At 72.1% G+C, this 13,347-nt stretch carries 11 protein-coding genes; 2 read left to right on the top strand and 9 right to left on the bottom strand.

Annotated features, from left to right (window positions below; genetic code table 11):
* Positions 1–111: 111 nt before the first annotated feature.
* The 9 genes from AC0VX2_RS02445 to rsmI form a co-directional block, all read right to left on the bottom strand.
* The gene (locus AC0VX2_RS02445; RefSeq protein WP_144862288.1) at positions 112–1,953 is read right to left on the bottom strand and encodes an ABC-F family ATP-binding cassette domain-containing protein; all 1,842 of its coding nucleotides are present in this window, start codon (positions 1,951–1,953) and stop codon (positions 112–114) included.
* Positions 1,954–2,018: 65 nt separating this feature from the next.
* Positions 2,019–2,987, bottom strand: coding sequence for a 4-(cytidine 5'-diphospho)-2-C-methyl-D-erythritol kinase (locus AC0VX2_RS02440; RefSeq protein ID WP_400395565.1), 969 nt, complete (start codon positions 2,985–2,987; stop codon positions 2,019–2,021).
* Positions 2,984–3,907, bottom strand: a complete 924-nt coding sequence (gene rsmA, locus AC0VX2_RS02435; RefSeq protein ID WP_036338878.1) for a 16S rRNA (adenine(1518)-N(6)/adenine(1519)-N(6))-dimethyltransferase RsmA — start codon at positions 3,905–3,907, stop codon at positions 2,984–2,986. The genes AC0VX2_RS02440 and rsmA overlap by 4 nt, the downstream gene beginning before the upstream one ends.
* 60 nt (positions 3,908–3,967) lie before the next feature.
* A complete protein-coding gene (locus AC0VX2_RS02430; protein ID WP_475432616.1) occupies positions 3,968–5,788 on the bottom strand; it encodes an ABC transporter ATP-binding protein in 1,821 nt (606 codons plus the stop codon).
* Positions 5,789–5,812: 24 nt separating this feature from the next.
* Positions 5,813–6,766, bottom strand: coding sequence for a TatD family hydrolase (locus AC0VX2_RS02425; RefSeq protein WP_036338885.1), 954 nt, complete (start codon positions 6,764–6,766; stop codon positions 5,813–5,815).
* Between the two features lie 120 nt (positions 6,767–6,886).
* A complete protein-coding gene (locus AC0VX2_RS02420) occupies positions 6,887–8,374 on the bottom strand; it encodes an NAD-dependent succinate-semialdehyde dehydrogenase (protein WP_036338888.1) in 1,488 nt (495 codons plus the stop codon).
* A gap of 183 nt (positions 8,375–8,557) precedes the next feature.
* Positions 8,558–8,719 (bottom strand): hypothetical protein, encoded by a 162-nt coding sequence (locus tag AC0VX2_RS02415; protein WP_377636765.1) that lies wholly within the window; start codon positions 8,717–8,719, stop codon positions 8,558–8,560.
* Positions 8,720–8,919: 200 nt separating this feature from the next.
* On the bottom strand, positions 8,920–9,666 hold the full coding sequence (locus tag AC0VX2_RS02410) for a hypothetical protein (protein ID WP_152634148.1): 747 nt from the start codon (positions 9,664–9,666) through the stop codon (positions 8,920–8,922).
* A 135-nt stretch (positions 9,667–9,801) separates the two neighbouring features.
* On the bottom strand, positions 9,802–10,686 hold the full coding sequence (rsmI, locus tag AC0VX2_RS02405; protein ID WP_036316360.1) for a 16S rRNA (cytidine(1402)-2'-O)-methyltransferase: 885 nt from the start codon (positions 10,684–10,686) through the stop codon (positions 9,802–9,804).
* Between the two features lie 67 nt (positions 10,687–10,753).
* Between rsmI and AC0VX2_RS02400 the strand changes: the two genes are divergently transcribed.
* Complete coding sequence (locus AC0VX2_RS02400; protein WP_336574945.1) at positions 10,754–11,626, top strand: glycosyltransferase family protein; 873 nt, start codon at positions 10,754–10,756, stop codon at positions 11,624–11,626.
* A gap of 55 nt (positions 11,627–11,681) precedes the next feature.
* Entirely contained in the window at positions 11,682–13,295 is a 1,614-nt protein-coding gene (locus tag AC0VX2_RS02395) for a dolichyl-phosphate-mannose--protein mannosyltransferase (protein ID WP_475432615.1), read from the top strand.
* Positions 13,296–13,347 lie beyond the last annotated feature (52 nt).

The raw sequence follows: 13,347 nt of genomic DNA, 5'->3' as shown, positions 1-13,347 counted from the left end.
TGGTCCACGTCGTGGGGGTCGGGCATGGTGCTGTGCCCCGGCCCCCGATTGTAGGCCGGAAACAGCCTTCAGCTGTGCCACCTGCCACACCCTCCTGTGCGCGCCCGCCGATCAGTCCCCTTCGGCGAGTTCAGCGGCCTGCAGCCACTCCTCCTCCAGGACGTCCAGCTGCGCGTCCAGGTCCTTCAGGTCGGCGGAGGCCGCGGTGAGGGCGTCGAAGTCCTGGGCCTGCCCCAGCTCGGCCATCCGCGCCTCGAGGCCGGACCTGCGGTCCCGTAGCCGGGTCATCTGCTTCTCGAGCCGGGCCATCTCCTTGCGGGCCAGCCGACGCTCCGCCTCGGTGGGTCCGGTGTCCTCCTCCGGCCCGCCCATGCCCGCGCACGTCCCGACGACGTCGTTGCGGCCCCGTACCGGGCCGGCTCCCCGGGCCGGGCCGCCGGCCTCGTCCATCGCGGCGCGCAGCTCGAGGTATTGGTCCACCCCGCCCGGCAGGCCGCGGACCTTGCCGTCCCCGAGCAGGGCGACCTGGTGGTCGGTGACACGCTCGAGCAGGTACCGGTCATGGGAGACCACCACGAGGGTCCCCGGCCACCCGTCCAGCACGTCCTCGACGGCGGCCAGGGTGTCCGTGTCCAGGTCGTTGGTCGGCTCGTCGAGCATGAGGACGTTGGGCTCGCCCACGAGCAGGCGCAGCAGCTGCAGGCGCCGGCGCTCGCCGCCCGAGAGCTCGGAGACCTGAGTCCACTGCCGGGAGGTGCCGAAGCCGAGCATCTCGAGCAGCTGGCCGGAGGACATCTCGCGGTCGCCGACCTGGAAGGACGAGCCTTCGCGGGCCATGACTTCGGCGACGCGCAGGTGGGCGACGTCGTCGAGCTCCTTCACGTCCTGGGTGAGGGTGGCCGAGACCACCGTCTTGCCGCGCTTCAGCCGCCCCGAGTCCGGAGCGATGCGGCCGTCGAGCAGGCGCAGCAGGGTCGACTTGCCCGCACCGTTGACGCCGACCACGCCGAGCCGCTCGCCGGGCGCCAGGCGCAGGGTGACGTCGTCGAGGATCGGCTTCTCCCCCAGCGTCAGGCTCACGTGCTCGAGGTCGAGGACGTCCTTGCCGAGCCGGGCCGTGGCCATCTTCGCCAGGGACACCGAGTCACGCGGGGCGGGGACGTCCTCGATGATGGCGTTGGCCGCCTCGATGCGGAACTTCGGCTTGGACGTGCGCGCCGGGGCGCCACGGCGCAGCCAGGCGAGCTCCTTCTTCACGAGCTGTTGACGCTTCTGCTCCGTCACCGCCGCCTGCCGGGAGCGCTCCGCGCGCGCGAGCACCCACGCCGCGTAGCCGCCGTCGAACGGGTCCACCGTGGCGTCGTGCACCTCCCACGTGCGCGTGCAGACCTCGTCGAGGAACCACCGGTCGTGGGTGACCACCACGAGGCCGCCGTCGGTGGGGCGCCAGCGCTGCTTCAGGTGGCGGGCGAGCCACGCGACGCCCTCGACGTCCAGGTGGTTGGTGGGCTCGTCGAGGAAGAGGACGTCGTCGTCCCCGGCGAGCAGACGGGCCAGGGCGACGCGCCGGCGCTGGCCGCCGGAGAGGCCCCGCACGGACTGCTCGAGGTCGAAGCCGTCGAGGAGACCACCCAGGACGTCCCGGACCTTGGGGTCCGAGGCCCACACGTGGTCGTCCACGTCCCCGACCACGGCCTGACGCACGGTGTGCTCCGGGTCGAGCCGGTCCTGCTGGTCCAGCACGCCCACGCGGACGCCGCCGCGGCGGGTGACGCGGCCCGTGTCGGGTTCCTGGAGGCCGGCGAGGATGCGCATGAGGGTGGACTTGCCGTCGCCGTTGCGGCCCACGAGTCCGATCCGGTCCCCCTCATCCACGCCGAGGGAGAGGCCCTCGAGGACGGTGCGGGTTCCGAAGGCGATGCCGATGTTCTCGGCGCCGAGCAGGTGGGCCATGGAGGAGGTGGTCCTTTCCGGACGGAGGAGGGGTGGTCGGGTGCGGCGGGGTGCGCCGCCGGGTGTCACAGCACGTGGGCGCCGGGCACGGGGCCGTGGACGGGGAGGGCGCGCACGCCCGTGCGCTCCTCGATGGCCGAGGCCAGCCGCAGCGCGGAGGCCTCGTCCTGCGCCACGAAGAGCAGGGTGGGGCCGGAGCCGGAGACCATGCCGCGCAGCGCGCCTTCGTCCATACCGAGGTCGAGGACGTCCGAGAGCTCGGGGAACAGGACGACGGCCGGGGTCTGCAGGTCGTTGTCCATGGCGGTGGCGAGTTCGAGCGGATCGGCCGCGGTGAGGGCCCGCAGGACGGCCTCGTTCACGTCCGGGCGCGGCGGCCCGTCGGGCAGGTGGCCCTCCCGGCGCAGCTCGTCCAGGGTCTGGAACACCACGGGGGTGGACAGCCCGGCGTCCGCCGGGACGAGGACGAGGTGCACCGGGGTGCGGGCCGCGACGGGGGTCAGCTCCGCCCCGGTCCCGAGCCCGACGGCGGCGCCGCCCAGCACGCTGAAGGGCACGTCCGCGCCCAGCGGGGCGGCCAGCTCGGCGAGCTCGGCACGGGCGTGTCCGGTCTCCCACAGGGCGCTGCACGCGAGCAGCGCGGCGGCCGCGTCGGCGGAGCCGCCGCCCATGCCGCCCGCGACCGGGACCTGCTTGGCGACCTCGAGGTGGACGCCGTGGGTGTCAGGATCGAGCCCGAGGGTGCGCCGCAGGTGCGCGGCGGCGCGGTGCGCGAGGTTGCGCTCGTCCCAGGGCACGTCCTGGGTGTCCACCAGACTGATGTGGCGGCCCGACGGGCCGACGGTGATCCTCCCGTCCGTGCGCGCGATCGCCGTGACGGTCTCCCGCAGGCTGACGGCCAGGTACACGGTGGCCACGGGGTGGTAGCCGTCCGCGCCGGGGGGTCCCACCCGCAGGGACAGGTTCACCTTGCCGGGGGCGCTGACCGTGACGTGCCGGGCCGTGGGGTCGAGGCCGAGGTCCTCCGTCGTCATGCAACCACCTCCTCCGCCGCACGCCGCGGGCCGTGCTCGGCGATCCGCGCGAAGGCCGCGATGTCCAGGGCCTCGCCGCGGGCGCGTGGGTCCACGCCGGCGGCCACCAGGGCGTCCTCCGCCGCCTGCGGCGACCCCGCCCAGGAGGCGAGCGCGGCGCGCAGGGTCTTGCGGCGCTGGGCGAAGGCGGCGTCCACCACGGCGAAGACCTCCCGGCGGGACGCGCCGCCCTCCGGCGGCTCGCGCCGGGTGAAGGCGACCAGCCCGGAGTGGATGCGCGGAGCCGGCCAGAACACCTGGGTGCCGATGGTGCCCGCCTTGCGCACGTCCGCGTACCACGCCGCCTTGGCGGACGGCACGCCGTAGACCTTGGAGCCGGGCCCGGCCGCGAGACGGTCCGCGACCTCCTCCTGCACCATCACCAGGCCGTGCCGCAGCCCCGGCAGGACCGCGAGCGCGTGCAGCAGCACGGGCACGGCCACGTTGTAGGGCAGGTTCGCCACGAGCGCGGTGGGACCGCCGGCGGCGGCAGCGGGCCGGACCTCAGCCAGTGCCTGCTCGCTCAGCGTCATGGCGTCCGCGTGCAGCACGGCGAGGGCGTCCTCGGCCCCGGGGCGGAACTCGGCGGCGGTGCGCGGCAGGCGGGCGGCGGTGACCGGGTCGATCTCGACGGCGGTGACGGCGGCGGCCGCGTCCAGCAGGCCGAGGGTGAGCGAGCCCAGACCGGGGCCGATCTCGAGCACGTGCTCGTCCGCGGTCACGTCCGCGGCCTGCACGATGCGCCGGATCGTGTTCGGGTCGATCACGAAGTTCTGGCCCCACTGCTTGGTGGGACGCAGGTCCAGCTCGGCGGCGATGCGCCGCACGTCCGCGGCGCTCAGCAGCGGGGCGGGGGCGGGGTGCGGGGAGGGCTGGACCATGCCCGCGAGTCTATCGGGGCGCCGGACAGGGTAACCGGGGCGCAGCGGCGCGGGCTCCGCTCAGGTGGAGAGGTCACCGAGCCGGACGAGCTCGCGGAACTCGGGGCTCGTCTCCTGCAGCCCGGCGAACGTGCCCTGGCCGATGATCCGCCCCTGGTCCATCAGCACGATCTGATCGCAGCGCTTGACCGTGGAGAGACGGTGGGCGACCACGATGACCGTGATCCGGCCGCGCAGCGACTCGATCACCTCGGTGACCCGGCGTTCCGTGAGGTTGTCGAGAGCCGACGTCGCCTCGTCGAGCACGAGGAGGCGGGGGCGCCGGAAGAGCGCGCGCGCGATGCCCAGGCGCTGGCGCTGGCCGCCGGAGACGCCCACGGCCCCTTCGCCGATCACGGTGTCCAGGCCGTCGGGGAGCTCGTCCAGCCACTGGCCCAGCTGGGCTTCGCGCAGCACGCGCTCCACCTCGGCCCGGTCCGCCGTCTGGGCGGCCTCGACGTCCAGGAGCACGTTGTGCAGCACCGTCCCGTTGACCACGGTGACGGACTGCGGGACGAACGCCACGTTGTCCCACCACCCCCGCGGGTTGGCCTCGAGCTCCACCCCGTCCACGTGGACCCCACCGCGCTGGGCGTGGTGGAAGCCGATGACCAGGTCCACCAGGGTGGTCTTGCCGGCACCGCTGCCGCCCACGAAGGCGTACGAGGACCCGAAGGGGATGCGCAGGTCGATGTCGCGCAGGACCGGCTCGGTCTTGCCGGGGTAGGTGAAGGACGCGTCCCGCACCTCGATGGACTCCTCGAACGTGACGCGCTCGTAGGGCCGGTCCGCCGCGTGCAGGACCGGCTGCGCGGCGGCGAGCTCCGCCGTCGTGCGCTCGAAGGCCGGCCAGGACGTGCGGATCTCGTTGGTGGTGGCCATGAGCGCGGCCATGGACGGCAGCACGCGGAAGCCGGCCATCGCGAGCAGGGCGAGCGAGCCGAACGCCTCCCCGCCGCGGCCCTGGATGAAGGCCACGGCCACGAGCGCCGCGATGGCGGCCACGAAGGCGACCTCGAGCACGTAGCGCGGCATCATCGTGAGGATCATCTTGAGCCGCGTGGCTTCGGCGCTCTCCATGCGGGCCGCGCGGTACTCCTCCATGAAGGCCGAGTCGTTGCCGCGGATCTTCACGTCCTTGTAGTTCTCCAGGCCCTGCAGCGCCGCCGTGTTGGCCCGCTCCCCCGCGGTCACCAGGGTCCAGCCCAAGCGGGAGGCCGGGCGGCGGATCACGGTCTTGATCACCCAGGCGACGGCGAGGAAGTACAGGGCCATCCCGAGCCCCGTCAGCGGCATGGCGACGCCCACCACGACCGCCACCGCGACGAGCGTCACGGCCTCCGTGAGGAACGTGACGGACGCGTTCACCACGCCCGTGTACGCCATGCTGGAGGTGCCGGTGACGTTGTTGACCAGGGTGCCCACAGTGCGCGTCAGGTGCAGGCCGTAGTCGGCCCGCAGGTAGTAGCGCAGCAGCGTGGCGGACGTGCGGATGAGGTTCTGGTTGGTGAACCCCATGGTCCACCAGCGGAACGCGAGCACCAGGATCGCCTTGAGCAGGAAGGCCAGCACGATCACGACGGCGAAGGCCACCGTCTGCTCCGGCACCGTCACGGCCCCGAACCGGGCCAGCAGCCCCTCGAGCACCGGGGAGCCCAGCTCCCCCGAGGTCAGCAGGCTGACCAGCGGGAGGATCGAGGCGAGCGCCACCATCTCGAGGCCGGCCACGAGGAGGGACCCGAGGACCACGAACACGAGGCGGATCCGCATGGGGCGGTCCACCAGGTACTGCGTTCCCTCGGGCAGCCGGGCTTTGAGGAGTCGGGTCAGCACGTCGCTCATCCTAGGGGCCGGGGCTGGATCGGCTTAGAACGAGCCGTACACCCGGGCGGTGTTCTCGCTCACCGCGCGGGCGAGGGCGTCCACGTCGTCGCCGCGCGTCTCCGCCATGCCCCGCAGGGTCAGCGGGATCAGGTAGGGCGCGTTGGGGCGACCCCGATGCGGATGCGGCGTGAGGAAGGGCGCGTCCGTCTCCACGAGCAGCAGCTCGGCCGGGGCGATCCGCAGCGCCTCGCGCAGCTCGTCGTTGGCCTTGAAGGTGACGGGACCGGCGAAGGACATGTGCCAGCCGTGCTCGGCGCACGTGCGGGCCAGATCGGGCCCGCCGGAGAAGCAGTGGAACACCACGTGCGGGGGCAGCCCGCCGTCGGCCGCCTCCTCGAGCAGGATCCGGACGACGTCGTCGTGCGCGTCCCGGTCGTGGATCTGCAGGGCCGTGCCGAGTTCGCGGGCGAGTCGGATGTGCCGGCGGAAGGACTCCTGCTGCGCGGCGTGGCCGGTCTCGTCCTGCGTCCGGAAGTAGTCGAGGCCCGTCTCGCCGACGGCGCGCACGCGGGGGTGGCGGGCGAGCTCCGCGATCTGCGCGAACGCCTCCTCGAACTCGCCGCGCTCGGCCAGGCGGGCCGCGTCGTTGGGGTGCAGCGCCACGGCGCCGAGCAGGCGGGGCTCGGCCTCGATCGCCGCGATCGTGAACCGGGCCGAGGCGACGTCGCAGCCCACCTGGACCGCGCCGGTCACGCCCACGGCCTCCGCCGCGTCCATCGCCTGGTGGACGTCCACCCGGACCAGGCCGTCGCGGAAGTCGAGGTGCGTGTGGTTGTCCACGACGGGCACCGGCAGCGGCTCCGGTGCGGGCGGGTACTCGAGACGACGCTTGCGGCCCGACTTCTCCTCGCGGGCGTCCCGGCGCGGGCCGCCGTCGTCGTCCGGCTGCTGGGCGGGGGCGCGGTAGGCGAGCGGGGTCTCGGATGCGTGGGCCATGCACCCCACTCTAGGGAGCCGAGCCCGGGGCCCCCGACACGCCTCGGGGGCGGTATCGGGTGGTATCCACGTCGGATACCACCCGATACCGCCCCCGGAGGACACGGCGCGGCGAAGAGGTCAGGCCTTCGCGGCCGCCCACGGGTCGGCGATGCCGATGTACTGCACCGAGGTGTACTCCTCGATGCCCTCGGCGCCGCCCTCGCGGCCCAGGCCCGACTGCTTCACGCCGCCGAACGGCGCGGCCGGGTTGGAGATGACGCCCACGTTATAGCCCATGAGGCCGAACTCGATGCTCTCGGCCACGCGGTACATCCGGGCCTGATCCTTCGTGAACACGTAGGAGGCGAGGCCGTACTCGGTGTCGTTGGCCATCTCGATGGCCTCCTCCTCGGAGGAGAAGGTCACGATCGGGGCCACCGGGCCGAAGATCTCCTGCTGGAGGATCGGGTTGCCCCTCTCCACCTTGATCGCGGTCGGCGCGTAGAAGTAGCCGTCGCCCTCGATCTTGTGGCCGCCGGTGAGCACCTCGCCGCCGGCCGCCACGGCGTCCTGGACGAGCTGGTCGATGTCGTCGCGCGCGCCCTCGTCCACGATCGGGCCGAGGGTGGACTCCGGGTCGGTGCCGCGCAGGGGCTTGAGCGCCTCGAGCTTGGCCACGAACTTCTGCGTGAACTCCTCGGCCACGTCCTCGTGCACGAGGAAGCGGTTGGCGGCGGTGCAGGCCTCGCCCATGTTGCGCATCTTCGCGGCGAAGGCGCCCTCGACGGCGGCGTCCAGGTCCGCGTCCTCGAAGACGATGAGCGGGGCGTTGCCGCCGAGCTCCATCGAGGTGCGCAGCACGTTGTCCGCCGCGTCCTTCATGAGGCGCACACCGACCGGGGTGGAACCGGTGAAGGACACCTTGCGCAGCCGCCGGTCCTGCAGGATCGGAGCGGAGATCGACGAGGCCGAGGAGCCCGCGACGACGTTGAGCACGCCCTTGGGCAGGCCTGCCTCCTGCATGACCTGCGCGAACAGCTGGGTGGTCAGCGGGGTCAGCTTGGCCGCCTTGAGGACCATGGTGCAGCCGGCGGCGACGGCGGGGCCCACCTTGCGGGTGGCCATGGCCAGCGGGAAGTTCCACGGGGTGATCAGCAGGCACGGGCCCACCGGGCGATGGTGCACCTGCATGCGCAGGGTCCCCTCGGGCACGGTGAGGGTGCGGCCGTAGTGGCGGCCGGCCTCCTCGGAGAACCAGCGCAGGAAGCCGTTGCCGTACGTGACCTCGCCGCGGGCCTCGGCGAGCGGCTTGCCCATCTCGAGGGTCATCAGCAGTGCGAAGTCCTCGGCGCGCTCGTTGATCAGGTCGTAGGCGCGGCGCAGGATGTCGGCGCGCTCCTTGGCCGGGGTGCGGGCCCAGTCGGCCTGCGCGGCGCAGGCGGCGTCGAAGGCGGCCATGGCGTCGTCGGAGTTCGCGTCCTGCAGGCTCGCGATGACCTTGCCGGTGGCCGGGTCCTTCACGTCGAAGGTCTTGCCGGAGGAGGCATCGCGCCACTCGCCGTCGATCAGCAGGCCGGTGGGGACGGACTCCAGCAGCGCCTTCTCGCGCTCAGCGGTCACGGTCATGATGCACCTCTTTCGGGGTCGGTGGTCGGAGGCGGCACGCCCCGCGTCCCTCAGGGGAACGGGTGGACGGCCACGGGTATTCCGACGCCGTCCGGCGGCGGTCGGCAGCGGCTCCACGGCTGATCCTAGCCAGGCCCCGGGGCCGCGCCATCGCGCATGAGCATCTGTGTAGCCGGGGACGTGTCAGCCCCGGGCCGCGAGCACCGCCTGGTAGAGCTCCCGGCTCCGCATCCCATGGGCTCCGGCCACCGCGGCCACGGCCTCCTTCAGCCGGGTGCCGGACTCCACGAGCACCGCCACCTCGGCGTCGGTGTGGAGACGCTGAGGATCTGGTGCAACCAGCACGGGCCACCAGGGCCCTCCGGGATCGCCATCGAGGTCGCGATCCTGGACTGGGTCACCGGGTGCAACACCCGACGAGTCCATCGAGCCCTCGGCTCGTGGCGGCTCCAGCAGGTGGGAGCAACGCCCATGAATGCAGCGAGGGGTGGCTGCAGAAGGCTGCAGCCACCCCTCGCTGACACGTGGGTTGAGAGAGACTCGAGTCAGTTCGTCGTCTTGGGGCCGATGATCTCGAGGCGATCGTCAGACCAGGTGACGTTCGTCCCCGCCCCCTTCTCGAACGCGACGCGCTGCGTGCCGATATACGCGGTGAGGTGGACCTGGTTGAGCATGGACGCCACGTCCTTGGCCCAGAAGTAGGGATTGAATGACGGCTGTGCGTAGTAATAGCAGCCGGTAATGGGTGCTGAATACGTCAGGGTGATGGAGGACCCGTCCGAGGCCAGCTTGGTGACTTCCCAGTATGCGGGGTTGGTGCCGGTCACGAAGCGGTCTCCGACCTTCAACGTGTAGAAGGTCTTGCTGTCGCCCACGCTGCCGTTCGTGTAGGTGTTGTAGGGGGTGCCGGCCTTCTGAGCGTTCAGGACCTTGCGGAAGTCGACGATGCCCGCAGGAGCCGTGTAGACGATCGAGATCTTCTTGTTCTGGACGGATTGGCAGGCCGTGGCATCGGGGATACCCACACCCGGTGTGGCGTTCAGATAGAGCGCGGTCGTACCGTTTTGCGGCTGGACGTAGTTCGTCATGAGCGGGTTCGCGTACAGAGTTGCGCCGGCAACCACGCCAACGTTCGATACAGCAAAGGCCGGGGCTGCGGCGGTGGCAGCGATCGCAGGGACGGACCAGGTGACACCCTTGGTTACTTGCCGACGCGAGATCACTCGAGTTTCGTTGACCATGCCAATGCCTTTCGTGGCGCTTCTGATGACCTGGGGCACCTCCACAGGCATGAGGCACCCTGTCATAGTAGCGGTCCTGCCACAACCGACGAGTCGTGGAAGCTGTAATTATTCACGCTTGAGAGACCCGTTGTGAATCGACCGTTCACGCGGTAGGCGGCTGCTGGCTGTGCAGCCGGGGACGTGTCAGCCCCGGGCCGCGAGCACCGCCTGGTAGAGCTCCCGGCTCCGCATCCCGTGGGCTCCGGCCACCGCGGCCACGGCCTCCTTGAGCCGGGTGCCGGACTCCACCAGCACCGCCACCTCGGCGACGGCGTCCGCCTCGGACGTCTCGCCCTCGGCGCCGGGTGCGGGCGGCCCGATCACCAGCACGATCTCCCCGCGGATCCCCTCCCCCGCGTGCCGCTCCGCAGCCCAGGCATGCACCTCGGCCGCGGTGCCGCGCACCACCTCCTCGTGCAGCTTGGTGAGCTCGCGGGCCACGCACACCGGCCGTTCCGCACCGAGGACCTCCACGACGACGGCCAGCGCGTCCGCCAGACGCTGCGGCGACTCGAAGGCGACCACGGTGCGGGCCTCGGTCAGCAGGGAGGTGAGCCATCGCCGTCGTTCCCCGTCCTTGCGGGGGACGAAGCCGTCGAAGGCGAACCGGTCCGTCGGCAGGCCGGAGAGGGCGAGCGCGGTGGTCACGGCGGAGGGGCCGGGCGCGCAGGTCACGGGCAGCCCCGCGGACACCGCGGCCGCCACGAGCCGGTGCCCCGGGTCCGAGACCGTGGGCATGCCCGCGTCCGAGACCACCGCCACCGTGGCACCGCTCCGCACCTGGTCCAGCAGCCCCTGGGTGGAGGCCGCCTCGTTGTGCTCGTGATGGGCCACCACCCTGCCCGCCGGGGTGACGCCCAGTCCGGCGCACAGGCGCCGCGCGGTCCGGGTGTCCTCGGCGGCGATCACGTCCGCCTCCGCCAGCAGCTCACGCAGGCGCGCGGACGCGTCCCCGAGGTTGCCGATGGGGGTGGCGGCCAGGACGATGCGGCCGGTCGGGGACGGCAGATCAGTCGGTCTCGGGGTCATATGTCAAGATCGTAGAGGCACCGCCCCGAGCCCGCCCGGGCCCACGCCTCTCCGGAAGGTCAGGACCATGCCCGTCGAGCCCCGCATCTGCATCACGTCCGGTGGCGATGAGATTCGCCTGCGCTCCTACGTCAACCACGCGATCTACGCTCGAGAGCACGGGTTGGACTACCGGCTTGAGACGGGCATCGACCCGCATATCGTCACCAAGTTCGACTACAAGGTCGCCATCCTCCGCCGGCTGCTCCCGTGTTATGACTGGCTCGTGTGGATGGACGACGATGCCTTCTTCACCGACTTCGAGGCGGACAACCTCCGACGCCTGATCTCCGAGGCCGAACGTGACGACATCAGCCTGGTCATCGCCGAAGGGCCCACAGAGCCGAACGGGTTCTGGTCACGCATCAACACCGGGGTCATGCTGCTCCGGAACGACGAGACGGCGCGCACGATCGTGGAGTCGACCTCGACAGCGGACCTGGCCACGGTCCGGGCCTGGTGGGACGACGATCGCGACGGTCTCTTCACCCACGGCGACCAGGACCAGATGTGGTGGGCCATCCAGACGGGCGGGCACGCCGAGCGCGTCCGGATCGTCGGCCACCGAGAGCTGAACTCGCGCGGGCACTACTACGAGGACTCCCTGACGGACGCGTTCGTCATGCACTTCACGGGTCATCCGGACAAGGAACTCGGCATCGCCCGCTTCGCCGACCGCTTCGACATCGGACAGGAGATCGTCCCTGAACCGCTCCTGGACAAGTATCACGTCAGAGTGCGCAGCCCCCTGAGGGGCGCCCGCCGTGCCTGGCGGGAACGCTCGGTGGACACGCTGGCAGCGGTCAAGTACCGGCTCCGCCCCCACAAGGACCGGATCCGGCGCGTCGCAGGATTCCTCCCGCCCGCCGTCCGCCGCCGGTGGCCGCTCGGCCACGTCTGAGAGCAGACCGCACGTCGAGGAGGCCTGCTCCACCCGTCCCCCTAGCATGGAGCCCGTGCCCGCCACCGCCCTCGCCTCCCGCCCCGCCGCCGTCGCGGTCGACGACGGCCCCTTCGGCGTCGCCGCCCTGCGCGCCCGCCTCGGGGTGAGTGCGGCACCCCTGACGCGGTGGCACTGGATCCTGCCGCTGCTGGTCACGATGATCGCCGGCGTCCTGCGGTTCACGAACCTGGCCCACCCGGACCAGCTGATCTTCGACGAGACCTACTACCCCAAGGACGCCTACTCCCTCCTGGAGTCCGGCTACGAGCGGCGGTGGGACGAGGACGTCAACGACGCGTTCGCGCGCGGCGAGGCGGAGCCGCTCGAGGGGGCCGCCTATGTGGTGCACCCGCCGCTGGGCAAGTGGCTGATCGGCCTGGGCATGCTCGCGTTCGGCCCGGACAACGGGGTGGGCTGGCGGTTCAGCGCCGCGGTGGCCGGCACGCTGTCCGTCCTGCTGGTCGCCCTCGCCACGCAGCACCTGCTGCGCTCGGTGTCCCTGGGCGCGGTCGCCGGGCTGCTGCTGGCCGTGGAGGGCCACCACCTGGTGATGTCCCGCATCGGGCTGCTGGACATCTTCCTCTCGTTCTTCGTGCTCGCGGCCTTCGCCGCGCTGCTGGCCGACCGCGTCCACGGGCGGCGGCTGCTCGCGGCGCGGCTCGCCCACGACGTCGCCCGGTTAGGACGCGACGCCCTGGCCAGCGGGCCGTGGCTCGGCTGGCGCCCGTGGCGACTGCTGGCGGGCGTGCTGCTGGGCGCCGGCTGCGCCGTGAAGCTCTCCGGGCTGGCGTTCATGGCGGCCTTCGGCCTGCTCACGGTCCTGTGGGACATGTCCGCGCGCCGGACCGCCGGGGTGCGGCATTGGGCGTGGGCCGGCGTCGAGAAGGACGGCCTGTACGCGTTCGTGGCCGTGGTGGGCGGCGGCCTGGTCGCCTACCTGGCCTCGTGGACCGGCTGGTTCGTCACGGAGGGCGGCTACTACCGGGACTGGCACCGGGACAACCCGCCGGAGGGCCTGCTCGCCGGGCTGGTCCCCGGTCCGCTGCGCTCCCTGTGGCACTACCACGTGGAGTCCACGACCTTCCACCAGGGCCTCACCAGCCCCCACGACTACGCCGCCAACCCGTGGACCTGGCCGTTCATGGGCCGGCCCGTGAGCTACTACTACGAGGGTGCAGAGCCCGGCGAGGGGATCTGCCCGGCGGACGCCGCGGGCGCGTGCTCGTCGGCCATCACGGACATCGCCAACCCGTTCGTGTGGTGGACGGGCCTGGCCGCCGTCCTCGTGTGCGTGTGGCTGCTGGTGCGCCACCGGGACTGGCGGGCCGGCGCCCTGCTCGGCGCCTACGCGGCCGGGCAGCTGGTGTGGTTCCTGTGGCCCGAGCGGACCATGTTCTTCTTCTACACGATCGCCTATGAGCCCTTCCTCGTGATGATGATCGCCCTGGCGCTCTCGCTGCTGCTGCGGCCGGGCCGCCGGCCCGGGCCCCGCTGGGGCTCGGCTCTGGTGCTGGCGTACGTGACGATCGCCGTCGCCGTGTCCCTGTTCTTCCTGCCCGTCTGGATCGGCGACGTCATCCCGTACGACCAGTGGCGCTGGCGGATGTGGTTCAGCAGCTGGATCTGACGGCCACGTCCCGGGCGCGGGCGTGCCCGACCGCGCGCCGCACGCCCGGAAA

This window comes from Micrococcus sp. iso_239 (assembly GCF_056173395.1).
The sequence above is the reverse complement of the archived record's forward strand: the minus strand, read 5'-3'. Positions and strand labels throughout refer to the sequence as shown.

Coding starts and splice junctions, on each gene's coding strand:
- AC0VX2_RS02430 (WP_475432616.1), bottom strand. CDS start 5,788: ATGAGCGACGTGCTGACCCGACTCCTCAAAGCCCGGCTGCCCGAGGGA.
- AC0VX2_RS02420 (WP_036338888.1), bottom strand. CDS start 8,374: ATGACCGTGACCGCTGAGCGCGAGAAGGCGCTGCTGGAGTCCGTCCCC.
- rsmA (WP_036338878.1), bottom strand. CDS start 3,907: ATGGTCCAGCCCTCCCCGCACCCCGCCCCCGCCCCGCTGCTGAGCGCC.
- AC0VX2_RS02410 (WP_152634148.1), bottom strand. CDS start 9,666: ATGCCTGTGGAGGTGCCCCAGGTCATCAGAAGCGCCACGAAAGGCATT.
- AC0VX2_RS02445 (WP_144862288.1), bottom strand. CDS start 1,953: ATGGCCCACCTGCTCGGCGCCGAGAACATCGGCATCGCCTTCGGAACC.
- AC0VX2_RS02440 (WP_400395565.1), bottom strand. CDS start 2,987: ATGACGACGGAGGACCTCGGCCTCGACCCCACGGCCCGGCACGTCACG.
- AC0VX2_RS02425 (WP_036338885.1), bottom strand. CDS start 6,766: ATGGCCCACGCATCCGAGACCCCGCTCGCCTACCGCGCCCCCGCCCAG.
- AC0VX2_RS02400 (WP_336574945.1), top strand. CDS start 10,754: ATGCCCGTCGAGCCCCGCATCTGCATCACGTCCGGTGGCGATGAGATT.
- rsmI (WP_036316360.1), bottom strand. CDS start 10,686: ATGACCCCGAGACCGACTGATCTGCCGTCCCCGACCGGCCGCATCGTC.